This is a genomic window from Rhodosalinus halophilus (genome assembly GCF_003298775.1).
Taxonomy (GTDB): Bacteria; Pseudomonadota; Alphaproteobacteria; order Rhodobacterales; family Rhodobacteraceae; genus Rhodosalinus; species Rhodosalinus halophilus.
The window spans coordinates 295,266-319,403 of record NZ_QNTQ01000004.1 but is presented as its reverse complement, the minus strand read 5'-3'; the positions used below and the strand labels follow the sequence as shown (position 1 = coordinate 319,403).

Genomic DNA, 24,138 nt, shown 5'->3' with positions numbered 1-24,138 from the left:
TGCCGATCACGGTCATCCTGACGCTCTCGGCCTCGCTGGCGATGGCGCTGGTCTTCATCCCCGTCCTGGGCGGGGTGATCGGGCGCGCGCAGCCGCAGAGCGCGGCGGCCAAACGCCTGCTGCACGAATCCGAAGCGGGCGATCCCCGCCGCGCCGGCGGCTGGACGGGACGCTATGCGCAGGTCGTGCAATGGGCCGTGGTTCGGCCCTGGGCGGTGCTGGGCTTCGCGCTGGCGCTGCTGATCGGCTCCTTCGCGAGCTACGCCGAATACGGCCGCGGCGTGATCTTCTTTCCCGAGGTCGAGCCCGACTTCATGCAGGTGACGGTACGCGCGCGCGACAACTTTTCGATCCACGAGCAGGATACGCTCGTCCGCGAGGTCGAGCGGCGGCTCATGCGCTTCGAGGGGGTGGATTCGGTCTACGCCCGCACCGGCAACTCGCAGCGGCAGAACGAGGAGATCATCGGCACGCTGCAGCTCGAGCTCGCCCCCTGGGACACGCGCCGCACGGCCGAGCGGATCGGCGCGGACATCCGCGCCGAGATGGGGCAGATCCCGGGGATCGAGGTGCAGGTGCAGGCGCAGCAGCAGGGACCGACGCAGGGCAAGCCCGTGCAGCTCGAACTGCGCGCGCCCGGGGCCGAGACGCAGGCGCAGGCCGTCGAGACGGTCCTGGCCGAGATGGAGCGAGTGGGCGGCTTCACGGACATCACCGACACCCGGCCGCTGCCGGGCGTGGAGTGGAGCCTTCGGGTCGACCGGAGCCAGGCCGCGCGCTTCGGGGCCGACGTGACCCTGCTGGGGCAGGCGGTGCAGCTTCTCACCCGCGGCATCACGGTCGCCGACTACCGCCCCGATTACGCCGACGGTTCCGTGGACATCCGCGTGCGGTTCCCCTCCGAAAGCCGCAGTCTGGAGGAGTTGCGCAGCCTGCGCGTGCCCACGGCACAGGGGCTCGTGCCCATCGGCAACTTCGTCGCCTTCGAGCCGGTGCCGCGCACCGGCACGATCAACCGTATCGACCAGCGGCGCGTCGTCACCATCGCCGCCGACGTGGCGCCCGGGCTTCTGGTCAACGACCAGATCGCGGCGCTGCGCGGCGCGCTGGAGGAGGCGGATCTGCCCGACGGCGTGAGCTGGAGCTTCGCCGGCGAGGCCGAGGAGCAGCAGGCGGCGGCGCAATTCCTCTCTGTGGCCTTCGCTGTGGCCGTGGCGCTGATGTTCACGGTGCTGGTGCTGCAGTTCAACAGCTTCTTCCAGGCGCTGGTGGTGATGTCGGCGATCGTCTTTTCGGTGGCGGGGGTGCTGCTGGGCCTTCTCGTGACCGGCCGGCCCTTCGGCGTCGTCATGGGCGGGATCGGCGTGATCGCGCTCGCCGGGATCGTGGTGAACAACAACATCGTGCTCATCGACACCTACAACGCGCTCCGCCGCGAGGGGCAGACGCCCTTCGAGGCCGCGATGCGCGCGGGTGCGCAGCGTCTGCGGCCGGTGGTGCTGACCTCGGTGACGACGGCGCTGGGGCTCATGCCCATGGTGATCGGCGTTTCCATCGACTTCTTCCGGCGCGAGATCGTCTATGGCGCACCCTCCACCCAATGGTGGACGGAGTTGTCGTCCTCGATCGCGGGCGGCCTGATCGTGGCCACGGTGCTGACGCTGGTGGTGACGCCCGCGCTGCTGATGCTGGGCGAGAAGCGCGCAGACCGCCCGGCGCGTTCGGCGGTGCCCGCGCCCGCCTGAGCCTGCCCGCTCCTCCGGCCCTTGCGGGCCGTCCTCGCCGCGCCGCCGCGAAGAGGCCCGCAAGGGCCGATGAGCGCCGCCCGATCTAGCGGCGCTCTTGCCCGCCACCACAATGCTTTGCCCGAGTCACGAAAATATCGCTTTACAGCGCGGCCCCGGCACAGCACCATATCTTGTAAGGAGCGGGGCAACGACCCGCCGCTCCTTGAGCAGGCACCAAGCGCTTGGGGCGCGCTTTCGCCCCTCGCGCACAGGCAGAGAGGTGGCGCCAATGTCCCAATCCGAGCAGTATCTTGTGGACGACCTGCACCCGATCGACATCGTCGAGCATCTGGCCGAGCACAACGCGTGGGACTTCGACCGCGTGGGAGACGACCAGATCGCGATGGCCGTGGAGGGGCAGTGGCGCACCTACTCCCTCACGCTCGCATGGTCCGCGCATGACGAGACCCTGCGGCTGATCTGCACCTTCGAGATGGAGCCGCCGGCAGAGCGGGAGGCGGCGCTCGTCGCGGCGCTGAACGCGGTGAACGACCGCTGCTGGGCGGGTTGCTTCACCTGGTGGGCCGAGCAGAAGCTGATGATCTGGCGCTACGGCCTCGTGCTCGCAGGCGGGCAGGTGGCGATCCCCGAGCAGATCGACACGATGATCGCCGCCGCGGTGCTCTCGGCCGAGCGCTACTACCCGGCCTTCCAGCTCGTCGTCTGGGGCGACCGGACGCCCGAGGAGGCGCTGCAGGTCGCCATTGCGGAGGCCTACGGCCGCGCGTAACACTGGCGCCGATCGCGCACAGCGGGAGGGGCCATGCCATTCGACGACATCGCCCGGCGCGGGCTCGTGCTTCTGGGCTGCGGCAGGATGGGCTCGGCCATGCTCGAGGGCTGGCTCGCCCGCGGGCTGGCCCCGGGAGCGGTCTGGGTCACCGATCCCCAACCCTCCGACTGGCTCGCCGCGCAGGGTGTCCATCTCAATGCGGAGTTGCCTGCGCAGCCCGCCGTGGCGCTGATCGCCGTCAAGCCGCAGATGATGGCGGAGGCCTTGCCGCGACTCGCGGATTTCGCGGGCGGACGAACGCTGATGCTCTCCGTCGCCGCCGGCACGACGCTCGCCCGTTTCGAGGAGGCCTTCGGAACCGCCACGCCGGTGATCCGCGCCATGCCCAACACGCCCGCCGCGGTCGGCAGGGGGATCACCGCCATCGTCGGCAACGCGGCGGCGACGCAGGCGCATCTCGCGCTCGCCGAAGAGCTGCTCTCGGCCGTGGGGCAGGTCGTCCGGCTCGAGAGCGAGGACCAGATGGACGCGGTCACCGGCGTGTCGGGCTCCGGCCCGGCCTATGTGTTCCACATGATCGAGGCCCTGGCCGAGGCGGGCGAAGCCGAGGGGCTCTCCCCCGAGCTCGCCCTGCAACTCGCGCAGGCGACCGTTGCCGGCGCGGGGGCGCTGGCCGAAGCGGCGGACGAGAGCCCGGCGCAGCTCCGGCAGAACGTCACCAGCCCCAACGGCACGACGCAGGCGGGGCTCGAGGTGCTGATGGACGCGCAGAAGGGTCTGCGCCCGCTCATGCGCCGCACGGTGGCCGCGGCGGCCGGCCGCTCGCGGGAACTGCGCGATGGCTGAGATCGGCCTCGACGACTTCCTGCGGGTCGATATCCGCGTCGGCACAGTGGTGCGCGCCGAGGCCTATCCAGAGGCGCGCAAGCCCGCGATCAAGCTCTGGATCGACTTCGGCCCCGAGATCGGAGAGCGGAAGAGCTCGGCCCAGATCACGGCGCACTACGAGCCAGAGACGCTCAGGGGCCGGCAGGTGGCTGCGGTAGTCAATTTCCCGCCACGCCAGATCGGCAGGTTCGTCTCGGAGGTTCTGGTCCTTGGATTCGCCGACGAGAACGGCGAGATCGTCCTTGTCGGGCCGGACACCCGCGTGCCGGACGGGGAGCGCCTGAAATGACCCGCGTGCTGATCACCCGGCCGCTGCCCGAGAGCGTCGCAGAGCGCGCGCGGGCACATTTCGACGTGGAGCTGCGCGAGAGCACGCGGCCCATGAGCGTCTCCGAGATGCGCTCTGCGCTTGCGCTCTACGATGGTGTTCTGCCCACCCTCGGCGACCGCTTCTCCGAAGATGTCTTCGCCGAGTTCGAAGCTCCGCGCTGTGGCATCCTCGCCAATTTCGGGGTGGGCTACAATCACATCGACGTTCCGGCCGCGCGGGCCCGTGGAATCACGGTGACCAACACGCCCGGCGCCGTGACCGACGCGACGGCGGATATCGGCATGATGCTGATCCTCATGGCCTGCCGGCGCGCGTCGGAGGGCGAACGGCAGGTGCGCGCAGGCACCTGGGAGGGCTGGCACCCGACGCAACTGCTGGGCTTGCATGTGACGGGCAAGCGCGCCGGCCTCGTCGGCTTCGGACGAATAGGGCAGGCGATCGCCCGTCGCTGCCATTTCGGCTTCGGCATGGAGATCGGCTATTTCAACCGCAGCGCTAAGGAGGTTGACTTCCCCGCCACGCGGATGGAGCTTTCCGAGCTCGCGGCCTGGGCCGACGTGCTGGTCGTGGCGCTGCCGGGCGGCGCGGAGACGCGGCACATGATCGGCATGGAGGTTTTCTCTGCGATGCCGCGTCATGCCCGCTTCGTCAATGTCGCGCGCGGAGACATCGTGGACGAGACAGCGCTCATCGCCGCCCTGCGCACATCAGAAATCGCAGGGGCCGGACTCGACGTCTACGAGCACGAACCCGACGTTCCCCAAGCCCTGCGTGAGCTCGAGCAGGTCACGCTGTTGCCGCACCTGGGAACCGCGGCGCTCGAGGTGCGAGAGGCGATGGGACACATGGCCGTGGACAACCTCATCGCGTTCTTCGAGGGGAACGAGGTGCCAAACCCGGTCTGAACGGGCGAATTATCTTACGAAAATTCGCCCGGGCATGCGTGGCGCTCCGAAGAATTTTCGGACGAAAATCCTTCTCGCCGGTCACACCTCGGGGGAGTCGCGCGGCGGGACGTAGCCGTAGTCGCCGGGCTCCGCGTCCGGATCCCATTTCGGATCCTCCTTCTTGATCCGCTGCGAGATCACGTAGGCCACGGGCCAGGCCAGCACGAAGCCGACCACGGCGGAAATCGCGACGGCGACCCAAGTGTAATACCCGAGGCTGAAGGCACCGATGGCAAGGCCGCCGGTGAGAACGGCGCCGGTGAGAAGGCTGAGATAGAGGCTGAGCCGGTCCATGAACGTCCTCCTTGGCTTTAAGGGGCAACGTTCGCGCCCCAGGCGCGGTTCCCGCCTCAGCCAGGCGGCCGGTCTCCCATCTCCTCGCGCCAGTGACGTCGGCACAAGGAGACATAGGTCTCGTTGCCGCCGATCTGGACCTGCGCGCCCTCGCGCAGCGCCCGGCCGTCCGGGCCGCGGCGCACGACCATCGTGGCCTTCTTGCCGCAATGGCAGATGGTGCGCACCTCGCGCATCTCGTCCGCGAGCGCGAGCAGCGCGGCGGACCCGGGAAAGAGCGCCCCGCGGAAATCGACGCGCAGCCCGTAGCACATCACGGGCACGTTCAGATCGTCCACCACCCGCGTGAGCTGCCAGACCTGCTCGCCTGTCAGGAACTGCGCCTCGTCCACGAAGACGCAGGCGAGCGGCCCCTGTTTGACTCGCGCCTCGATCTTGCCGAAGACGTCTTCGCCGGCGGAGAAGCTTTCGGCCGCGGCGCCGATGCCGATGCGCGAGCCGATCCGCCCCGCACCCGCCCGCGTGTCGAGCGCGGCGGTGAGCAGATAGGTCGCCATGCCCTGTTCGCGGTAGTTGTGCGACGCCTGCAGCAGCAGCGTCGACTTGCCGGCGTTCATCGTGGAGTAGTGGAAGTAGAGCTTCGCCATGGCCGCTTCCTGACGCGGCGCGGTGGCGGGCGCAAGGGTCAGGCCCGGGCGCGGGCCTTGCGGCGCCGGTGCCAGCGGTAGATGGCAGGCGCGAGCGCGCGGTCGTAGATAACTGCAGCCAGCGGCCGGATACCTGGTAGGCCGACGACGCGGGCGAGCCAGCGATAGCGCGGCATCTCTCGCCACAGGACGAGGAAGCCGTCGATGCCGCCGTAGAGGGCGCCGTCCTTCTCGACGTAGAGCCGCCGGGCGGCCTCGTCCTCGGAAAAGCCCCAGCCGGTGCGGTCGGGGCCGTTGAGATCGTCGAAGCGGATGGGAAGGCCGCGGCGCTCGGCATAGGCCTTGTAGTGCCCGATCTCCGTGGAACAGATCGGGCATTCTCCGTTGTAGAGCACGCGGATCTCGTCGCTGGCCATGAGCCTTGATCTAGCCGTGCGCGCCGCCCGGTCCAGCGGCGCGCCGTCGCAGGCTCACAGGCGCGAATGCGTTCCGTCGCACATCGGCGAATTGCCGGTTGCCTTGCAGCCGCAGAAGAAGACCTTGCCGTCCCTTTCCGCCGTGTAGCGGATGGGTGCGAAGTCCGTGCCTTTGTGGCTGCCGTCGCAGAAGGGCTGCCTGGCCGAGCGTCCGCAGGCGCACCAGAAGTAATTCTTCCCTGCGGCCACCTCGACGGGGTAGGGGGCTTTCTGCGCGATCCGGGGGGCGTCGGACATCTGGCTCTCCTTTGCGATGGCTGGTCCACATGCAGAGGTAAGCGCCCCGCGCCGCGCGAAAAGGGTCAGACGCGCCGCCCCCAGAGGTCGTAGTCTCCGGCTTCGTCCACTTCGACGGTGACGATGTCGCCTGGCGTCAGACCCTCGTGGCCCCCGTCGATGAAGAGGCAGCCGTCGATCTCGGGCGCGTCGGCCTTCGTGCGGCATGTGGCGGCGTCTTCGTCCACCGCGTCCACGATGACCTCGAGCCGCGTGCCGACCTTTTCGGCGAGCTTCGCCTCGGAGATCGCCTGCGCCTTTTCCATGAAACGGTGCCAGCGCTCCTCCTTGATCTCCTCGGGCACGTGGTCGGGCAGGGCGTTGGAGCGCGCGCCGGCGACGTTCTCGTACTTGAAGCAGCCCACCCGATCGAGGCGCGCCTCCTCGAGCCAGTCGAGAAGCGTCTGGAACTCCTCTTCCGTCTCGCCGGGGTAGCCCACGATGAAGGTGGAGCGCAGCGCGATCTCCGGGCAGATTTTCCGCCAGGCCGCGATCTCGTCGAGCGTCTTCGCCGCCGCCGCGGGACGCGCCATGCGCCTGAGCGTGTCGGGGTGCGCGTGCTGGAAGGGAATGTCGAGGTAGGGCAGCACCAGTCCCTCCGCCATCAGCGGGATCAGCTGGCGGACATGCGGGTATGGATAGACGTAGTGCAGCCGCACCCAGGCGCCGAGGCCGCCCAGATCGCGGGCGAGCCGGGTGATCGGCGCCTCGTCACCCAGCCGCTCCCGATCGGTGAGATAGGCGGAAGTGTCCTGGCTGATGACGAGAAGCTCCCTGACGCCCGCCTCCACCAGCTTTTCCGCCTCGCGCATGACGGCGCGGTGCGGGCGGGAGGCGAGCTTTCCGCGCATGTCGGGGATGATGCAGAAGCGGCACTTGTGGTTACAGCCCTCGGAAATCTTGAGATAGCTGTAGTGCCGCGGCGTGAGTTTCACGCCCGACGCGGGCAGCAGGTCCACGAACGGGTCCGGCGCCGGCGGCACGGCAGCGTGCACGGCGTCGAGCACCTGTTCGTACTGGTGCGGGCCGGTGACGGCCAGCACCTTGGGGTGCGCGCCGGTGATGTAGTCGGGCTCGGCGCCGAGACAGCCCGTGACGATGACGCGGCCGTTCTCCTTCAGCGCCTCGCCGATGGCCTCCAGGCTTTCGGCCTTGGCGCTGTCGAGGAAACCGCAGGTGTTCACGATAACCGCGTCGGCCCCTGCGTAGTCGGGCGAGATGCCGTAGCCCTCGGCCCTGAGCCGGGTGAGGATGCGCTCGCTGTCCACGAGCGCCTTGGGGCAGCCGAGCGAGACCATCCCGATTGTGGGCTGGCCGGGGCGGCGCGCCTCGGTCAGCGCAGGGGCCGCGCGGTCGGGGCGCAGATCGGGCGGGTTCGCAGTCATGCTCGGCATATAGGCCGCGGAGGGCACGGCGCACAAGGCGGCCTGAAAGGCGCTTCCTCGCGCCTGGGCGCGAACTTCCGGTTCAGCCGCGCGCGACGGATCAGAAGACGGGGCCGTTGCCGAAGGGGGCCTGCAGCGCAACCTGCCGCTCGCCCCACGGCATCTACGCCACCCCCGGGTTCAGCCGCGGGTGGCCGCGTTCGTGGATCTCGGCGAGGAAGGCTCGGTGTCGGGCACCTGCCTGCGCAAGACGGCCCCGGGGACCGCGTCCCCGTGATGCTCGGAGACATGCAGCATGCATTCGCTGCGCCGCCGCGTCATTTAGAGCGGCATGCCCTCCGCGAAGCGGTGTTCGAAGCTCAGATCCCGCGCCTCCGCCTCGGAGGAATTGCGCGGGATCGGGCCCCAAAGGGCCTGTCACGCCCTCAGCGCCGGCGGTCGCGCCGCGAGCTCATCGGCTGGAAGGCCACGCCGACATGCGCCTCGCAATAGGGCTTTCCGGGCTGCACCGGCAGACCGCAGAACCAGAAATCCTCGGTCGCGGGGTCGCCGACGGGCCACTTGCAGGTTCGCTCGGTCAGCTCCATCAGCGTGAGCTTGCGGGCCTTTTTCTCGACCTCCGAGACCTTGGCGAGCGCCTCGGGGCTGATCTCGTTCGCCGAGGGCTGCGGGGGCAGCGGCTGACCGGCGGGCACGATGGTCTTGCGCGCCGGCGCGGTGGCAGGCTCGTCCATCTCCGCGGCCGGGGCCTCGGCCATGGCGGGCTCGGCCGGCTCCGCCGGTTCAGGCTGGGGTTCGGGGGCGGGCTGAGCCTCCGGGCGCGGCGCCTCCGCCGGCTTGGCGGGCTTTTCCTCGGACTTGGGCGCCGGGTTCCCTGCGGGCGTCGCCGCGCCGCGGTTGGACAGACCGAGGCGATGCACCTTGCCGATCACCGCGTTCCGGGTGACGCCGCCAAGCTCCTTGGCGATCTGCGAGGCGGATTGCCCCTCGTTCCACATCTTTTTCAAAAGCTCGACGCGTTCCTCGGTCCAGGACATGCAGCTTCCCACGTGTTCTTGAAAATCCCGCTTCGCGCGGGCATTGAGCGGCACACCGCGCGGCGCCCGCGTGGACATCTCTCAAGGTTTCATTCTAAGCACTCGCCCCGAAGGTCACAAGGCCGCGACTCGACTCCGTCGCGGCGCAAGGAGGCAGGCGATGGCGACAGGCGCGGGGCAGGGCATGGGCGTGCGCCGCTTCGGCCGGGTGAACTGGCTGGGGCTTCAGACGCTGATCGAGCGCGAGGTGATGCGCTTCGTGGCGGTCTGGACGCAGACGCTTCTGGCGCCGCTGGTGACGGCGGGGCTCTTCGTGGCGATCTTCACGCTGGCCATTGGGCCGCGGCGCGGCGACGTGATGGGCGTGGATTTCACCACTTTCATCGCGCCCGGCATCCTGATGATGATGGTGATCCAGAACGCCTTCGCCAATTCCTCCTCCTCGATCATGGTCTCCAAGGTGCAGGGCAACATCGTGGACACGCTCATGCCGCCGCTCTCGGCGGGCGAGCTGGTGATCGGCTACCTGGCCGGGGCGATCGCACGGGGCCTGTTCGTGGCACTGGGCATCGGCGTCGGCTTCCTGCTGGTGCTGGGCATCGGCGTGGCCCATCCGCTCTGGGCGCTGGTCTTCGTGCTTCTGGGGTCGGCCTTCCTCGGCGCGCTCGGCGTGATTGCGGGCATCTTCGCGCAGAAGTTCGACCAGATGGCCGCGATCACGAATTTCGTCATCACGCCGCTCAGCTTCCTCTCGGGCACCTTCTACTCCGTCGAGGCGCTGCCCGACGCGATGTGGACCGTCACCCACGTCAACCCTGTCTTCTACCTGATCGACGGGGTGCGCTTCGGTATTCTCGGCGTCTCCGACAGCTCGCCCTGGCTCGGGCTCGTCATCTGCACGGCCTCGACCGCGGCGGTGAGCCTCGTCTGCTGGGAGCTTTTCCGCAGAGGAACCCGGCTGAAGGCCTGAACCGACGTCAGCTGCGGGCGGGCAGAAGCTGCTGCGCCATCCCGGCGACGAGAAGGTAGATCGAGGCGAGGCCGAGCGCCCAGGTCGCGGCGATCCCGGCCTCGAACTGATGCCAGGCCGCCCAGAACACCAGCGCTGACCAGAGCACCGCCACCGGCAGCGACAGCGCCCGCCAGCGCGCCGTGCGCACCGGATGGATGAACTTCAGCGGCAGGAACATCGCCACGGCGAGCGCCGCTACGAGCCCCAGTATCAGCCAGAAATTGGGCTCCACCACGAAGAGCACGGGCACCACCATGTTCCAGCACCCGGGAAACCCGTTGAAGGACTTGTCCTCGGTCTTCATCCGCGTGTCGGCGAAATAGAGCGCCGAGGCGAAGGTGATCAGGATGATCGCCACCCAGCCCGTCCAGCCGGGCAGCAGGCCGGACTTGAAGAGCGCGAAGGCGGGAATGAAGACATAGGTGAGATAGTCGATGATGAGGTCGAGCAGATCGCCGTCGAAGCGGTCGCCGTGCGTCCGGACGTGGTAGCGGCGGGCGAGCGGGCCGTCCACGCCGTCCACCGCGAAGGCCACGATCAGCCAGAGCACCATCATCGGCCAGTCGCCGTCGGCCGCCGCCAGCATGGCCAGCATCGCGAAGACGGCGCCGGTCGCCGTGAAGAGGTGGACGAAGATCGCCTTCAGGGTCGGAGTCATGCCGCCCCTCTTGGCGGAAAGGCTGGCCCGGTTCAACCGGAACGGGCCGGCGCGCCCCCGAAGCGGCCCGGCCCCGCACTGCCCGTATCGCCGCCGGTCCCGCGCGGAGCGAACCGGTCTCTTCTCTTGCCCGAAATACCCCGGGGGAGTCGCCCGGAACGGGCGACGGGGGCAGCGCCCCCCTTTCGCGGCCGCCGCCCGCCCCGCGCGACGTCAGCCTGCGCGCCGTCCCGCCTTGGGATGCGCGGCCTCGTAGACCTCGAGCAGGCGCGTGGTGTCCACCGCCGTGTAGCCCTGCGTCGTCGAGAGCGAGGCATGGCCCAGCAGTTCCTGGATTGCACGGAGGTCGCCGCCGGCGGCGAGCAGATGCGTGGCGAAGCTGTGGCGCAGGGCGTGCGGCGTGGCGGAGGGCGGCAGGCCCAGCTGCGCGCGGGCGCGCGCGGTGGCCTTCTGCACGAGACGCGGGTTGAGCGGCCCGCCCCGCGCGCCGCGGAAGATGGGCGAATCGGCCGTTGCCGGATGGGGGCAGAGGTCGAGATAGGCCTCGACGGCCTGCCGCGCCGCCGGCAGGAGCGGCACGAGGCGCGTCTTGCCGCCCTTGCCCGCGATGCGCAGGGTCTCGCCCGCAGGCCAGTCGCGCAGCCGCAGCGCCAGCGCCTCGGAAATCCGCAGCCCGCAGCCGTAGAGAAGCGTCACCACGGCCGTGTCGCGCGCGGCGATCCAGGGCTCGGCGTGCTGGTGCCCGACGGTCTCGAGCATATCGCGCGCGGCGTCCTCGGCCAGCGGCCGCGGCAGGCGCGCGGCATGTCGCGGCGCGCGGGCGGCGAGAATGGCGGAGGCGTCGAAGCCGTCGGTCTCGGCCAGCCAGCGATAGAAGCTCTTCACCGCCGAGAGCCGCCGCGCGAGGGTGCGCGACCCCGCGCCCTCTGCGCGGCCCCGCGCGAGCCAGGCGCGGATGTCCGACAGCCCCGCCCGCGCCAGCGCCGTCCGCCCCTGCGGCCCGCCATGATGCTCGGCGAGAAAGCCCAGAAATCCCGCGACGTCGGCGCGATAGGCGGCCTCGGTATTGGGCGCAGCGCCGCGCAGCGCCCGCCGGGCGGCGAGCCACGCCTCGAGCGCCTCCGCCGCACCTGCCGAGATCACGCCAGCCAGCGCCGCATCGCGCGCTCGAAGACCCCGGCGAAGAAGGTCAGAAGATCGGTGCCGTGCTGCGGGCTGAACTGGTGCGGATCCTCCGCACCCATCAGCAGCAGTCCCGGCAGCCGCCCCGCGCCGAGATCGAGCCGCAGGCAAGCCTCCGAGCGGAGCTCGGCGGCGCGGTCGCCATAGATGCGGGGCTCTCCGGCGTCGATCTGGCGCAGCGTCACCGGCCGAACCGCCTCCTCGCCGGCGCGGGCGGAGACATGGCGGCGAACGAAGCCCGGCTCGACCACCCGAAGCACGCCGCCCAGCCGCTCCACCGCCGGATCCTGCTCGGCCTGCGCGGATTCCAGAACCAGGCGGATCGCGTCGACGCGCAGGATGGCCGCCACCTCGCCGTCGAGATCGTCGAGGAAGGTCTCGAATTCGACGGGATCGAGCATCCGCAGGATCGCGCGATGCACCTGGTTGGTGCCGGCGAGGTTCTCGTAAGCGGCGGCGATCACGCTGCGGTGCGTCTCTTCGAGCCGGTCGAGCCGGGCCTCGAGCCGTTCCATCGCGATGCCGCGCATATCCACGATGTTCGCGCCCATGGAGCGTTCGTTCGCCGCGACCAGGGCGCGCATGACCTCGGCATCCTCGAGGATCGACTCGGGTTCGGAGATGATGCGCGCCCGCAGGGACGCGTCGATCAGGGCGGTGCTGCTCATGCCTGTTGCCTCGGTGATTTTTTTGCGAGCCTAGCACGGGGTCAGAGAATTTTCTGCCCCGTTTTTTCCCAGTCGGCGAGGAAGGCGGCGAGGCCCTTGTCGGTCAGCGGGTGCGAGGCCATCGCCTTGATCACCGCAGGCGGCGCGGTGGCCACATCGGCGCCGATCTTGGCGCATTCGGTCATGTGGTTGACCGAGCGGATCGAGGCGGCCAGCACCTCGGTCTCGTAACCGTGCGCGTCGTAGATCTCGCGGATGTCGGCGATAAGCTGCAGACCGTCGAGGTTGATGTCGTCGAGCCGGCCGATGAAGGGCGAGATGAAGCTGGCGCCGGCCTTGGCCGCGAGCAGCGCCTGCGCGGCGGAGAAGCACAGCGTGACGTTGACCGTGCGGCCCTCGTCAGAGAGCGTCTTGCAGGCTTTCAGACCGTCCCAGGTGAGCGGCACCTTGATCGCGATGTTGTCCGCGATCTTCGCCAGTTCCCGGCCCTCGGCCACCATGCCGTCGGCGTCGAGCGCGACGGTCTCTGCGCTGACCGGGCCGTCCACCAGGGCGCAGATCTCGGCGGTGACCTCGCGGATGTCGCGGCCCGATTTCATGATGAGCGAGGGGTTGGTGGTGACGCCGTCCACGACGCCCAGTTCGTGGAGTTCGCGGATGGCCTCGATATCGGCGGTGTCGACGAAGAATTTCATGGGATCTCTTTCGGTGAGCGCGGTTGCGGCTTGGCCTCTGTCGCCCTCGCGTTTACTCCGGTTGCGGCCATGAGCAAAGCCCCGACCACGCGTTCCGATCCGCCCGCCTTCTACCCCGAGGGCGCTCGCGTCGCCGTGCTGACGACCCAGCCTCTGGGCCGGCCCTTCGACTATCGCGCGCCGGAGGGCGGCGTGCGCGCCGGCGCCTTCGTCGAGGTGCCGCTGGGGCCGCGCCGCGTCCTGGGCGTCGTCTGGGGCGACGGCAGCGGCGAGGTGCCGGAGGCGAAGCTGCGGCCGGTCTCGCGCGTGCTGGAGGCGCCGCCGATGCGGCCCGAGCTTCGGCTCTTCGTCGAGCGCGCGGCCGCCTACACCTTCACGGCGCTGCCCGCGATGCTGCGGCTCGCCACGCGGGCGCCGGGGCTGGGCGACCCGCCGTCGATGCGGCGGCTCTACCGGCGGGCGGACGCGGAGCCCACGCGCATGACGGAGGCGCGCGAGCGCGTTCTGGAGGTGCTGGAGGCCGCCGGGTCCGGTCTGACGCTGCGCGAGCTCACCGAGGAGGCGGGCGCGTCGGCCTCGGTGGTCAAGGGCCTCGTGGCGCAGGGCGCGGTGGCCGAGGTGGAGACGCCCCGCGACGCGCCCTTTCCGCGGCTCGACAACGAAGCCTCCGGCAAGCCGCTCACCGCGGATCAGGCCGAGGCCGCACGGCATCTCCGCGCGGGCCTGCAGTCCGGCAGCTACGGCACCACGCTGCTCAAGGGCGTGACCGGCTCGGGCAAGACCGAGGTCTATCTCGAGGCGGTGGCGGAATGCCTTTCGCAGGGGCGGCAGGCGCTGGTCCTCTTGCCCGAGATCGCGCTGACCGCCGAGTTCCTCGCTCGAGTCGAGGCGCGCTTCGGCGCGCGCCCGGCCGAATGGCACTCGGGCCTCACGATGACGGAGCGGCGCCGCGTCTGGCGCATGGCGGGCGAGAGCGGCGCACAGATGGTGGTGGGCGCGCGCTCCGCCCTCTTCCTGCCCTTCGCGGACCTCGGCCTGATCGTCGTCGATGAAGAGCACGACAGCTCCTACAAGCAGGAGGACGGGGTGCTCTACAATGCGCGCGACATGGCCGTGCTGCGCGGCTCGCTGGCCGGGGCGCAGGTGGTGCTGGCCTCGGCCACGCCCTCGCTCGAGAGCTGGGCCAACGCCGAGGCCGGAAAATACGCCCGGCTGGACCTGCCCGCCCGCTTCGGCGCGGTGCTGCCGGAGATGCGGGCCATCGACATGCGGGCAGAGGGGCTGCCTTCCGGGCGCTGGATTTCCGAGACGCTGGCGCGCGCCGTCGAGGCCCGCGTCGCGGCGGGGGAACAGGCCATGCTGTTCCTCAACCGTCGCGGTTACGCCCCGGTCACGCTCTGCCGCGCCTGCGGGCATCAGATCGGCTGCCCGCACTGCGACGCGCGGCTGGTCGAGCACCGGTTCCTCAAGCGCCTCGTCTGCCACCAGTGCGGCGAGTCGATCCCGGTGCCCGCCGCCTGCCCCGAGTGCGGCAAGGAGGACAGCCTCGCCGCCATCGGCCCCGGCGTCGAGCGCATGGCCGAGGAGGCGGCCGCGCGCTTCCCCGAGGCGCGGCTCGCGGTGCTCAGTTCCGACCTCTTCGCCTCGGCCCGTGCGCTCAAGGCGGAGATCGCGACCATCGCCGAAGGCGGGGCCGACATCGTGATCGGCACGCAGCTCGTGGCGAAGGGGCACAACTTCCCGCTCCTGACGCTCGTCGGCGTGATCGACGCCGACCTCGCGCTGCACGGCTCGGACCTGCGCGCGGCCGAGCGGACCTTTCAGCTGATGCGGCAGGTGGCGGGGCGCGCGGGACGGGCCGAGAAGCCCGGCGTCGCGATGCTGCAGACTCACCAGCCCGAGCATCCGGTGATCCGCGCCATCCTCGCCGGCGACGAGGAAGGGTTCTGGCGCGCCGAGGCCGCGGCGCGGCAGGCGGCCGGCATGCCGCCCTACGGCCGGCTCGCCGGGATCATCCTGTCAGGCCCCGATCCACAGCCGGTCTTCGATCTGGGGCAGGCGCTCGCCCGCGCGGATGCGCCGCTCACCCGGATCGGGGCGCAGGTCTGGGGCCCGGCGCCCGCGCCCATCGCCCGCATCCGCGGCCGTCACCGGGTGCGCCTGCTGGTCAAGGCCGCCAAGGGCGCGCCGCTGCAGGGCGCGCTTTCGGAGTGGCTCGCGCAGGTCGAGGTGAAGCCGCCCCTGCGCCTCGCCGTGGACATCGACCCGCAGAGCTTCCTCTAGGTCCTTCAATGGTCCTGAAATACCCAAGCCCGTCCCGTGCCGCAGCGCTGGTGCCGGGGCCGGAGCGCAGAATGGGTATTTGTGGACCATTGAAAGGAGACGGTCAGGCCGCCTGCGCCGCCGCGCGCTGATCGACAAGGAGATCCGTGACCATCGCACCCACCCACATGCAGAAGAGCGCCATCAGCGCCGTGCCGGCGAAGATCGACCCGCCGGTGACGCCCGCGCCGATCGCGCAGCCGCCGGCGAGCATGCCGCCGAAGCCCATCATCGCCGCGCCGATCATCGCCTTGCGCATGTTGACCTCGCTCTCGAAGCCCTGGAATTTCAGCTCGCGGCTCCACCAGGCGGCGAGGAAGGCGCCGAGGAAGACGCCCGGCACCAACCCGATGTCGAAATCGAGAATCGCGGCCCTGTCGAGCGTGAACATCAGCGTGCCGGCGGAGGGGCCGGTGAAAGTGACGCTCTCGATGGTCACCGGGTCGAAGGCCACCTGCGCCAGCGTGAAGGTCAGGTAGTAGCCGACGGCCACGGAGAAGCCCACGCCGGAGGCGAAGATCAGCCGCGCGGGGCCGATCCGGTTGCGTCGGGACAGCTCGAGCGCGAGCACGGCGATTCCGAGACCCAGCGCGAGACCGCCCCACTGCGGCAGGCCGGCCCAGGTCAGCAGGTTCAGGTTCTGCCCGCCTTCGGTGACCCATAGCCCCGCGAGCCGGTCGCGGGCGGGCGCGAGCCAGCCGGCCAGCGCCATCTGGGCGACCACGGCGAAGATCAGGCCCGAGACCACCGAGCGCAGGTTGCCGGTCGCCGCCAGCACCAGCAGGCGGCCCGAGCAGCCCCGCGCCAGCACCATGCCCGCGCCGAACATCAGCCCGCCGATGATCGCGCCCGACCAGCTGCCGGGCACCGCCATCATGCGCGCGTCGTCGGGGCGCATCAGCCCCGTCAGCGCGGCCGCCTGCACCCAGACCAGCGCCGTGGAGAAGGTGAGCAGCCAGACCGCGACCTTGTCGCCCATCCGGCCGCGCGCGAATTCCACCGTCGCCGCGCGCAGACAGAAGCGCGACCGCTGCGCCGCCACGCCGAAGACCAGGCCGGTCAGAACGCCGAAGAGCGCCGCCGCGGGCGCCTCGCCGATCCGCTCCAGCAGGGGGATGATGTCCATGTCGCCGCCTCCCTCGCACAGGGTCGGACAAGCGGCTCACTGCCACGGCCGTCGGTGCCGCGCCTTGATGCAGATCACGTCGCGCGAAAACGACCCGGAGCGTGTCGCGCGCAGGCGCGAGCCCGCTCGCGCGCGGCCCTATCTGCATGCCAGCCCGCGGATCAGGAGCGCCGCCATGACCGATATCACCGACTGCGACCCCGCCACGCTGTGCATGGCACACCCCGAAAGTCTCCATCTCGCGCCCGTGGTCGTGGATGCCACGCAGGTCGCGCTTGAGGGCGGCGCCGATCCGGCCTTCGGCACGGTGCGCTGGCGCACGCTGATCTGCGCCGACCGCACGCCCACGAGCGACATGGTGCTCGGGGTGGCCGAGTTCGGCCCAGGCGACCGGCTGGAGCCGCATCGCCACGCGCCCTCGGAGTTCTACTTCGGCCTCTCCGGAGACGGCACAGTGACGGTGGAGGGCGTCGCGCACCGTATCGCGCCCGGCGTCGCGATCTTCATCCCGTCGGAGGCCGAGCACGAGGTCGAGGCCGGCGCCTTCGGCCTGAGCTTCGCCTACGGTTTCCCGCGCGGCCGCTTCGCCGAGGTGGACTACCGCTTTCGCGTGGCGAGCTGAGCCGGCCGCGCCCTTGCGCTGCAGATCGCGCGAATAGCATGAAAGGCAGCGATCGAAAACGCATCTGACGGGCGGATGCTCTCCCGTTCCCGCATGGCTGATTTCTTTGCGAGCCTGCTCCTTGGCATCGTGACGGTTTCGGTGGCCGGTTCGGCCGTCTCCTGGGTGCGGGAGCGGCGCATCCGCAGAGTCCGCCGCGCGCAGCGGATCACGGATAGGCTTGAAAGAAGGAGCCAGGTCGGAAACCCGCGCGGGAGGCATCGCTGACCGCGGAGGGTCTCCGGCACGGTCCGACCGGCCTCCACCGAGCACCGTGCATGCCGTGAGGCGCATGATCCGACCCGACGCCTGTCTGCCAGCTTGACGCCCCCCGCCGTCGCTGCCACGACCCGCGATAACCCCAAGGAGTGCGCCGATGCCCACCTTTACCGCCCTGACCACGCTGAAGGGCCGCGATGCCGCCGAGGCGCTCGGCGAGGCGATGGAGGCGCTGGAGCCCGCGCCCACCGGCGTCGGCGTCTTCGAGATCGAGGACGGCTCGGGCCTGTGGGAGGTTGGCGCCTATTTCGACGAAGGCCCGGACGAGGTGGCGCTGGCGCTGCTGGCCGCGGCGCACGGCGCGGCGCGCTTCACGGTCTCGGTGCTGCCCAAAACCGACTGGGTCGCGCATGTCCGGCGCGAACTCGCGCCGGTGGAAGCGGGGCGCTTCTTCGTGCACGGTGCGCATGACGCGGATCGCGTCCCCGAAGGGGCCGAGGCGCTTCTGATCGAGGCCAGCATGGCCTTCGGCACCGGGCATCACGGCACGACGCAGGGCTGCCTGCGGGCGCTCGACCGGCTGGCGGACGAGGGGATCGCGCCCCGCAGCGTCGCGGACATCGGCTGCGGCACTGCGGTGCTTGCCATGGCTGCGGCCCGGCTCTGGCCCTCCGCGACGATCCTCGCCTCCGACAACGATCCCGTGGCGGTCGAGGTGGCCATGGCGAACCTCGCCGCGAACGGGTTGCTGGGCCGGATCGACTGCGTGGTGGCCGAGGGCTTCGATCATCCGGATATTGCAACTGCGGCGCCGTTCGGTCTGATCGTCGCGAATATTCTCAAGGGACCGCTGATCGCCCTCGCCCCGGAGATGGCGACGCATTGCACGCCGGGGGGACGACTGATTCTGTCTGGAATACTCGCGGAACAAGGCGAAGATGTGGCGGCGCATTATGCACGCCACGGCTTCAATTTGGTCCGTGAAGAGAGGATTGTCGATTGGCTGACCCTTGAATTCCGGAAGATGCCATAATTGCCCCCTTATTTTCAGGGCTTTCTGCGGAATTGCCCCATTCTTGCCACATTTCTGGCCAAACTGTGCGTCATATCGGTGGGGGCCGATATGCGGAGGCTGCCATGGCCTTTCTCGAGTTCGACAAGCGCGTGCGCCGGATTGAGCGCAAGCATCGAAAGATGGCACGCGGCGGCGTGCCATTCATCGATCGCACCGGCCTCGTTTCGATGCGACCCCGGCGGGCGCGGATTCGCGTGCCGCTGCGAGGGCTTTTGCTGCTGGCCGCCGGCTTCATCGCCTTCAAGGGGCTCGTGCTCGCAGATCTCGGCGGCGAACTCTACGCGGAGCGTCTGGAGACCCTGAGCAACGGTACGGTGGTCGAGCAGGCAGGCGCCTGGATCATGCAGGCGGATCCGGCGTCGAAATGGGTCGCCGCGCGCCTCTGGCCGCTGCTGAACTGAGCCAACGCGGCGCCGCCGCCCGGCCGAACGAGAAAGACCCGGCCGTGACGGCCGGGCCTTGCATTTTCAGCTTTCGTCCTGCTTCAGCCGATCCGGTCGATGTCGCTGCGCGTCAGGCCGATATCCTCGAGCTCGCGGTCGCTGAGCTTCGAGAGAGCCTTGCGGGTGACGCGTGCGTCGTTCCATGCCGCGAGGGCGCCAAGCATCCCCGGGAATCCGAACGACATGCGGCCGGGCACGGCCGGTTTGCCGTAGGACGTACGGGTGGTGTCGAATACAGCCATTTCCAGCCTCCTGTGCCTGCCTGGAGCGAAGCCGCTCCTGTGTCTGACACGCAGCACCTAGGCGGGTTCGAAGCCCCGCACAATGACCAAGAATGCATGGGTCACATGCAGCGGCGACATGCCTCTTGACAGGTGGCAATGATCTGAAATTGAAACAAAAATCGGGCGCCGGATTGTCGCGCGGAGACCTCTGGATGTCGCTTTCGGATCAGGGGTGGCCTGTCCGCGACACAGGTGTCGCTTTCTGACCACGTGCCGCTTTCCCATTGGCGGTTGTTCGCCTTTCGTGCTAGTGCGTCGGAAAAGCAACAGGCAGGGGCAGTCATGCGGGTTCTCGGGATCGATCCGGGCTTGCGCACCCTCGGATGGGGGGTGATCGAGGCCGATGGGGGCCGACTCTCCCATCTCGCCAACGGGCATTGCCTGTCCGGCGAGGGCGGTCTCGCGGAGCGGCTGCTGTCGCTGCACCGGCAGCTGACCGATATCGTCGCGCGTTATGGCCCGGACTGCGCGGCGGTCGAGCAGACCTTCGTCAACAAGGACGCGGCCGGGACGCTCAAGCTGGGCCAGGCCCGCGGCATCGCGCTGCTGGTGCCGGCGCAGGCGGGCCTCCCGGTCGACGAATACGCCCCGAACCAGGTGAAGAAGACGGTGGTGGGCGTGGGCCACGCCGCGAAGGAGCAGATCCAGCACATGGTGCGGATGCAGCTGCCCGGCGTGCAGCTGGCGGGGCCGGACGCGGCGGACGCGCTGGCGGTGGCGATCTGTCATGCGCACCATTCTCGCGGCCGGCGGCTGCATGCGCTTGCGGGGGCCGCGCGATGATCGGGCGGCTCGCCGGGCGGATCGAATATCGCGCCGAGGATCATGTGCTCATCGACGTGCGCGGCGTGGGCTACGTGGTGCACTGCTCCGATCGCACCCTGGGCGCGCTGCCGGGGCCGGGCGAGCCGGTGGCGCTCTGGACCGACCTGCTGGTGCGCGAGGACCTGCTGCAGCTCTACGGTTTTCTCACGCTGGGCGAGCGGGAGTGGCACCGCCTGCTGATGCGGGTGCAGGGGGTCGGGGCCAAGGCCTCGCTCGCGATCCTCGGCGCGCTGGGCGCGGACGGTGTGAGCCGCGCAGTCGCGCTGGGCGACTGGTCGGCGATCAAGGCGGCGAAAGGCGTGGGGCCCAAGACCGCGCAGCGCGTCGTCAACGAGCTGCGCGACAAGGCGCCGAGCGTCATGGCGCTCGACCATGCCGGTGCGTCGGTGCCTCTGGCAGATGCGCCGGAGCCGGCCGCGGCAGACGCGGAGGCGCCTGAGCCTGCGCCACGCCCCGCTGCCGCGGCGCCCGCGCGCGCCGAGGCGCTTTCGGCTCTCGGCAACCTGGGCTACGCCCCGGGCGAGGCGGCGGCGGCCGTCGCCGAGGCGCAGCACGAGACGCCCGAGGCCGACACCGCAACGCTGATCCGCGCGGCGCTCCGGCGCCTGGCGCCGAAGGGGTAGGAGAGATGCGCGCTCATCGGTCCCTGACGGTCCCTCTTCGCGATGACAGCCCGCACGGGCTGGAAGAGCGATGACCGCCGGCCCCGACCCCACCCTGCGCCCCGAACGACAATCGGGCGACGCGGACCGCGCGCTGCGCCCGCTGGCGCTCTCGGAGTTCATCGGGCAGGCCGAGGCACGCGCCAACCTGCGCGTCTTCCTCGACTCCGCGCGGCACCGCGGCGAGGCGATGGATCACACGCTGTTCTTCGGCCCGCCCGGCCTCGGCAAGACGACGCTGGCGCAGATCGTCGCGCGCGAACTCGGCGTGAACTTTCGCATGACGAGCGGCCCCGTGCTCGCCAAGGCCGGAGATCTCGCCGCGATCCTCACCAATCTCGAGCCGCGCGACGTGCTCTTCATCGACGAGATCCACCGCCTCAACCCGGTGGTCGAGGAGATTCTCTATCCGGCGATGGAGGACTTCGAGCTCGACCTCGTGATCGGCGAGGGGCCCGCGGCGCGCACCGTGCGGATCGAGCTGCAACCCTTCACGCTGGTGGGCGCTACGACGCGGCTGGGGCTCTTGACCACGCCGCTGCGCGACCGTTTCGGCATCCCCGTGCGGCTGGAGTTCTACGAGGTGGCCGAACTGACCGAGATCGTGGCGCGCAATGCCGCGAAGCTCGGGATCTCGGCCGAGCCCGCCGGCGCCGCGGAGATCGCGCGCCGCGCCCGCGGCACCCCGCGGATCGCCGGGCGGCTGTTGCGCCGGGTGGTCGATTTCGCCGTCGTCGAGGGCGACGGGCAGGTGACGCGCGATCTCGCGGACGGCGCGCTCACGCGGCTGGGCGTCGACGGGATCGGGCTGGACGCGGCGGACAGGCGCTATCTGCGCCTCATCGCCGAGAGCTACATGGGGGGCCCGGTGGGGATCGAGACGATCTCGGCCGCGCTGTCGGAAAGCCGCGACGCACTGGAAGAGGTGATCGAGCCCTACCTGCTGCAACAGGGGCTGATCCAGCGCACGCCGCGCGGCCGGATGCTCGCCCCGCGGGGCTGGTCGCACCTGGGCCTCGCGCCCCCCGCCCCGCCGGGCCAGCCTGGGCTTTTCGAGGATTGAGGGCAGGAGAAGGGGGGCTGTCTGCCCCCCTCTGCCGCTGACGCGGCATTCACCCCCCGAGGATATTTGACCCCAAGAAGAAGGACCGGGCGTCGGCGCCTTGCGGTGGGTCAGAAGACGGCGTCGACGGCGCGGCCCAGCTTCTCCACCAGTTCGCCGATCTGGTCGTCGGTCAGGGTGAACGGCGGAGCGAGCAGCACGTGGTCGCCCTGGCGGCCGTCGATGGTGCCGCCCATTGGGTAGCAGATCAGCCCGGCCTCGAAGGCGGCGGCCTTGAGGTGCTTGTGCAGGGCTCGAGAGGGATCGAAGGGCGCCTTGGTTTCGCGGTCCTCGACGAACTCGAGCCCCAGAAACATGCCGCGCCCGCGGATGTCGCCCACATGCGGGTGCTGGCCGAAGGCGTCCTCGAGCGCCGTGCGAAGCTTCGCCCCGGTCGCGGCGGCGCGCGCGACCATGCCGCCCTCGGTGAGTTTCGCCACAACGGCGTCGGCGGCCGCGCAGGCGACCGGGTGGCCGATGTAGGTGTGCCCGTGCTGGAAGAAGCCCGAGCCCGCCTCGATCGCGGCATAGATCGCGCCCGAGCACAGCATGGCGCCCACCGGTTGGTAGCCCGCGCCGAGGCCCTTGGCGATGGTGACGATGTCGGGGGCGATGCCGTCCTGTTCGCAGGCGAAGAGCGTGCCGGTCCGGCCCATGCCGCACATCACCTCGTCGAGGATCAGCAACACGCCGTATCGGTCGCAGATCTCGCGGATGCGGGCGAAATAGCCCGGCACCGGCGGCACGGCGCCGGCCGTCGCGCCAACGACGGGTTCGGCGATGAAGGCGGCCACCGTCTCGGGGCCGAGGCGCAGGATCTCGGATTCGAGTTCCTGGGCAACCCGGCTGCCGTAGTCCTCGGCGCTCTCGCCGGGCGCGCGGCCCCTGTATTCGTAGCAGGGGGCGACATGGGTCGTTTCCATCAGGAGCGGCGCGAAAGGTTCGCGGCGCCAGGCGTTGCCGCCTGCGGCGAGCGCGCCCAGCGTGTTGCCGTGGTAGCTCTGCCGTCGCGCGATGATGCGGTGGCGGTCCGGCTGGCCGATCTCGAGGAAATATTGCCGTGCGAGCTTCAGCGCCGCCTCGACGGCCTCGGAGCCGCCGGAGACGAGGTAGACGCGCTCGATCCCCGCGGGGGCCTGTGCGATCAGGCGGTCCGCGAGACGCTCGGCGGGTTCGGAGGTGAAAAAACCCGTATGCGCGAAGGCGAGCGTGCCGGCCTGTTCGCGGATCGCCGCGATCACCTCCGGGTCGGAATGGCCGAGGCAGGAGACTGCGGCGCCGCCCGAGCCATCCAGCCAGCGCCGTCCGTCGGCGCCGATGATGTAGCAGCCCTCGCCGCGCACCGCGACGGGCGGGCGCGATCCGGTGTGGCGGGGAAAGACGCGGGAGGAGGTGACGGTCATGCGCAGGGCGCTCCGGGCGCTGGAGCTTCGCCGGAAGCGAAACACATGACTCATTTCTTGACAAGAGCTGAAACGGAGTGAAACGGTTGACGCAAGGGGGAATGACGTGGCCGGATCGCTCGACCGGAAGCTCGCGGAAACCTACGGGACGCTGAGCGCGCGGCTGCGCCAGGCAGCGGATTACGTCGCGCAGCATCCGCTGGACGTGACGACGCGCAGCCTGCGCGCCGTGGCCGAGGACAGCGGTCTGCCGCCGGCGACCTTCTCGCGCATGGCGCGCCGGGTGGGCTACGAGAGTTTCGCGGCGCTGCGCGAGGACGTGCGCCAGGGCATCGACCGCCGCATCGGCAGTTTCCACGAACGCGCGGAGCGGCTTCGGGCGCGGCATCGCGCCGGCGAGGAGAGCTTTCTCGCGGTGCATTCGGCGGACTGCGTCGCGAACATCGAGCGCGTTTCCAGAGGGCTCGATCCCGCCCGGCTCGAAGCCGTGGCAGAGCGGCTTGGCGCGGCGCGCCGCGTTGTGCTCGTCGGCGCGCTGGGATCGGCCGGGATCCTCGAGCATGTCGGCTATGCCGCCAGTTTCCTCGCCTCGGACTGGCAGGTGGCCGGGGAGGGGGGCGTCTCGCTCGGCGCTGCCCTGGCGGGCCTTGGGCCGCAGGACGCGGTCCTGGTGCTGACCAAGCCGCCCTTCGCGCGGCGCTCGATCCGGGCGGCCGAACTCGCGCGGGAGGCGGGCGCCTTCACGGTGGTGCTGACCGACACCCACGCCTGTCCCGCGCTCGCCGTCGCGCACGAGAGCTTCATCGTGCCGAGCCGGAGCGCGCATTTCTTCTCCTCCTACACCGCGACGCTGTTTCTTCTCGAGACGATCCTCGGCATGATCGCCGGACGCGCAGGCGATGCCGCCCGCGAGCGCGTCGCGGAGGTGGAGGCGATGACCCGCCGCCTGGACGAGGTCCGGGACGGCTGACCGACGACCCGCAACCAGAAAGGGAGAGTG

Annotated in this window: 27 protein-coding genes; 14 read left to right on the top strand and 13 right to left on the bottom strand. The window is 70.2% G+C overall.

Annotation, left to right across the window (positions count from 1 at the left end; genetic code table 11):
- The 5 genes from DRV85_RS05160 to DRV85_RS05140 all read left to right on the top strand — a co-directional run.
- Nucleotides 1-1,745, top strand: a 1,745-nt coding sequence (locus DRV85_RS05160; protein ID WP_147238810.1) for an efflux RND transporter permease subunit, incomplete at its 5' end; no start/stop codon positions are given.
- Between the two features lie 271 nt (nucleotides 1,746-2,016).
- On the top strand, nucleotides 2,017-2,517 hold the full coding sequence (locus tag DRV85_RS05155) for a type III secretion system chaperone family protein (protein WP_113288352.1): 501 nt from the start codon (nucleotides 2,017-2,019) through the stop codon (nucleotides 2,515-2,517).
- Between the two features lie 33 nt (nucleotides 2,518-2,550).
- Complete coding sequence (gene proC, locus DRV85_RS05150; RefSeq protein WP_113288351.1) at nucleotides 2,551-3,366, top strand: pyrroline-5-carboxylate reductase; 816 nt, start codon at nucleotides 2,551-2,553, stop codon at nucleotides 3,364-3,366.
- Entirely contained in the window at nucleotides 3,359-3,697 is a 339-nt protein-coding gene (locus DRV85_RS05145) for a tRNA-binding protein (protein WP_113288350.1), read from the top strand. The genes proC and DRV85_RS05145 overlap by 8 nt, the downstream gene beginning before the upstream one ends.
- Complete coding sequence (locus tag DRV85_RS05140; protein WP_113288349.1) at nucleotides 3,694-4,644, top strand: 2-hydroxyacid dehydrogenase; 951 nt, start codon at nucleotides 3,694-3,696, stop codon at nucleotides 4,642-4,644. The genes DRV85_RS05145 and DRV85_RS05140 overlap by 4 nt, the downstream gene beginning before the upstream one ends.
- An 81-nt stretch (nucleotides 4,645-4,725) precedes the next feature.
- Here DRV85_RS05140 and DRV85_RS05135 read toward each other — a convergent pair whose 3' ends face one another.
- The 6 genes from DRV85_RS05135 to DRV85_RS05110 form a co-directional block, all read right to left on the bottom strand.
- Nucleotides 4,726-4,980, bottom strand: coding sequence for a hypothetical protein (locus tag DRV85_RS05135; protein WP_113288348.1), 255 nt, complete (start codon nucleotides 4,978-4,980; stop codon nucleotides 4,726-4,728).
- Between the two features lie 56 nt (nucleotides 4,981-5,036).
- Nucleotides 5,037-5,627, bottom strand: coding sequence for a thymidine kinase (locus tag DRV85_RS05130; RefSeq protein ID WP_113288347.1), 591 nt, complete (start codon nucleotides 5,625-5,627; stop codon nucleotides 5,037-5,039).
- 38 nt (nucleotides 5,628-5,665) lie between these two features.
- A complete protein-coding gene (locus DRV85_RS05125) occupies nucleotides 5,666-6,043 on the bottom strand; it encodes a thiol-disulfide oxidoreductase DCC family protein (RefSeq protein WP_113288346.1) in 378 nt (125 codons plus the stop codon).
- Between the two features lie 54 nt (nucleotides 6,044-6,097).
- The gene (locus DRV85_RS05120) at nucleotides 6,098-6,340 is read right to left on the bottom strand and encodes a CDGSH iron-sulfur domain-containing protein (protein WP_113288345.1); all 243 of its coding nucleotides are present in this window, start codon (nucleotides 6,338-6,340) and stop codon (nucleotides 6,098-6,100) included.
- A 65-nt stretch (nucleotides 6,341-6,405) separates the two neighbouring features.
- Nucleotides 6,406-7,773, bottom strand: coding sequence for a 30S ribosomal protein S12 methylthiotransferase RimO (gene rimO, locus DRV85_RS05115; RefSeq protein ID WP_113288385.1), 1,368 nt, complete (start codon nucleotides 7,771-7,773; stop codon nucleotides 6,406-6,408).
- A 416-nt stretch (nucleotides 7,774-8,189) separates the two neighbouring features.
- A complete protein-coding gene (locus DRV85_RS05110; RefSeq protein ID WP_113288384.1) occupies nucleotides 8,190-8,801 on the bottom strand; it encodes a GcrA family cell cycle regulator in 612 nt (203 codons plus the stop codon).
- A gap of 160 nt (nucleotides 8,802-8,961) precedes the next feature.
- On the opposite strand from DRV85_RS05110, the gene DRV85_RS05105 reads away from it, so the two are divergent.
- Entirely contained in the window at nucleotides 8,962-9,771 is an 810-nt protein-coding gene (locus DRV85_RS05105) for an ABC transporter permease (protein WP_233495401.1), read from the top strand.
- Between the two features lie 7 nt (nucleotides 9,772-9,778).
- Here the strand turns inward: DRV85_RS05105 and DRV85_RS05100 are convergent, their stop codons facing one another.
- From DRV85_RS05100 to fsa, 4 genes are all read right to left on the bottom strand, one after another.
- Nucleotides 9,779-10,471 carry a CDP-alcohol phosphatidyltransferase family protein gene (locus DRV85_RS05100; RefSeq protein WP_113288344.1) on the bottom strand — a complete coding sequence of 231 codons (693 nt, stop codon included), beginning with the start codon at nucleotides 10,469-10,471 and terminating at the stop codon, nucleotides 9,779-9,781.
- A 213-nt stretch (nucleotides 10,472-10,684) separates the two neighbouring features.
- The gene (locus DRV85_RS05095; protein ID WP_113288382.1) at nucleotides 10,685-11,623 is read right to left on the bottom strand and encodes a tyrosine recombinase XerC; all 939 of its coding nucleotides are present in this window, start codon (nucleotides 11,621-11,623) and stop codon (nucleotides 10,685-10,687) included.
- The gene (locus DRV85_RS05090) at nucleotides 11,611-12,321 is read right to left on the bottom strand and encodes a DUF484 family protein (RefSeq protein WP_113288343.1); all 711 of its coding nucleotides are present in this window, start codon (nucleotides 12,319-12,321) and stop codon (nucleotides 11,611-11,613) included. The genes DRV85_RS05095 and DRV85_RS05090 overlap by 13 nt, the downstream gene beginning before the upstream one ends.
- A gap of 41 nt (nucleotides 12,322-12,362) precedes the next feature.
- Entirely contained in the window at nucleotides 12,363-13,016 is a 654-nt protein-coding gene (fsa, locus tag DRV85_RS05085; RefSeq protein WP_113288342.1) for a fructose-6-phosphate aldolase, read from the bottom strand.
- Between the two features lie 69 nt (nucleotides 13,017-13,085).
- Here fsa and DRV85_RS05080 point away from each other — a divergent pair, with 69 nt between their 5' ends.
- On the top strand, nucleotides 13,086-15,299 hold the full coding sequence (locus DRV85_RS05080) for a primosomal protein N' (RefSeq protein ID WP_113288341.1): 2,214 nt from the start codon (nucleotides 13,086-13,088) through the stop codon (nucleotides 15,297-15,299).
- A 103-nt stretch (nucleotides 15,300-15,402) separates the two neighbouring features.
- Here DRV85_RS05080 and DRV85_RS05075 read toward each other — a convergent pair whose 3' ends face one another.
- Nucleotides 15,403-16,464, bottom strand: coding sequence for a YeeE/YedE family protein (locus tag DRV85_RS05075; RefSeq protein WP_113288340.1), 1,062 nt, complete (start codon nucleotides 16,462-16,464; stop codon nucleotides 15,403-15,405).
- A gap of 175 nt (nucleotides 16,465-16,639) precedes the next feature.
- Between DRV85_RS05075 and DRV85_RS05070 the strand changes: the two genes are divergently transcribed.
- The 3 genes from DRV85_RS05070 to DRV85_RS05060 all read left to right on the top strand — a co-directional run bounded on the left by DRV85_RS05070 (nucleotide 16,640) and on the right by DRV85_RS05060 (nucleotide 18,820).
- Nucleotides 16,640-17,086, top strand: a complete 447-nt coding sequence (locus DRV85_RS05070; protein ID WP_113288381.1) for a cupin domain-containing protein — start codon at nucleotides 16,640-16,642, stop codon at nucleotides 17,084-17,086.
- 415 nt (nucleotides 17,087-17,501) lie between these two features.
- On the top strand, nucleotides 17,502-18,377 hold the full coding sequence (locus DRV85_RS05065; RefSeq protein WP_113288339.1) for a 50S ribosomal protein L11 methyltransferase: 876 nt from the start codon (nucleotides 17,502-17,504) through the stop codon (nucleotides 18,375-18,377).
- Between the two features lie 104 nt (nucleotides 18,378-18,481).
- Nucleotides 18,482-18,820: a hypothetical protein gene (locus DRV85_RS05060; RefSeq protein WP_113288338.1), complete on the top strand. Its 339-nt coding sequence runs from the start codon at nucleotides 18,482-18,484 to the stop codon at nucleotides 18,818-18,820.
- 83 nt (nucleotides 18,821-18,903) lie between these two features.
- Here DRV85_RS05060 and DRV85_RS05055 read toward each other — a convergent pair whose 3' ends face one another.
- Nucleotides 18,904-19,104, bottom strand: coding sequence for a DUF1127 domain-containing protein (locus DRV85_RS05055; RefSeq protein ID WP_113288337.1), 201 nt, complete (start codon nucleotides 19,102-19,104; stop codon nucleotides 18,904-18,906).
- 324 nt (nucleotides 19,105-19,428) lie between these two features.
- Between DRV85_RS05055 and ruvC the strand changes: the two genes are divergently transcribed.
- The 3 genes from ruvC to ruvB all read left to right on the top strand — a co-directional run bounded on the left by ruvC (nucleotide 19,429) and on the right by ruvB (nucleotide 21,696).
- Nucleotides 19,429-19,929 (top strand): crossover junction endodeoxyribonuclease RuvC, encoded by a 501-nt coding sequence (gene ruvC / locus DRV85_RS05050; RefSeq protein ID WP_113288336.1) that lies wholly within the window; start codon nucleotides 19,429-19,431, stop codon nucleotides 19,927-19,929.
- Nucleotides 19,926-20,594 (top strand): Holliday junction branch migration protein RuvA, encoded by a 669-nt coding sequence (gene ruvA, locus DRV85_RS05045; protein WP_113288335.1) that lies wholly within the window; start codon nucleotides 19,926-19,928, stop codon nucleotides 20,592-20,594. Before ruvC ends, ruvA begins: the two co-directional genes overlap by 4 nt.
- Nucleotides 20,595-20,664: 70 nt before the next feature.
- Nucleotides 20,665-21,696, top strand: a complete 1,032-nt coding sequence (ruvB, locus tag DRV85_RS05040) for a Holliday junction branch migration DNA helicase RuvB (protein ID WP_113288334.1) — start codon at nucleotides 20,665-20,667, stop codon at nucleotides 21,694-21,696.
- 110 nt (nucleotides 21,697-21,806) lie between these two features.
- On the opposite strand, the gene DRV85_RS05035 is transcribed toward ruvB, so the two are convergent.
- On the bottom strand, nucleotides 21,807-23,138 hold the full coding sequence (locus tag DRV85_RS05035; RefSeq protein ID WP_113288333.1) for an aspartate aminotransferase family protein: 1,332 nt from the start codon (nucleotides 23,136-23,138) through the stop codon (nucleotides 21,807-21,809).
- A 106-nt stretch (nucleotides 23,139-23,244) separates the two neighbouring features.
- Between DRV85_RS05035 and DRV85_RS05030 the strand changes: the two genes are divergently transcribed.
- Nucleotides 23,245-24,108 (top strand): MurR/RpiR family transcriptional regulator, encoded by an 864-nt coding sequence (locus DRV85_RS05030; protein WP_233495400.1) that lies wholly within the window; start codon nucleotides 23,245-23,247, stop codon nucleotides 24,106-24,108.
- The last annotated feature ends 30 nt before the right edge of the window (nucleotides 24,109-24,138 follow it).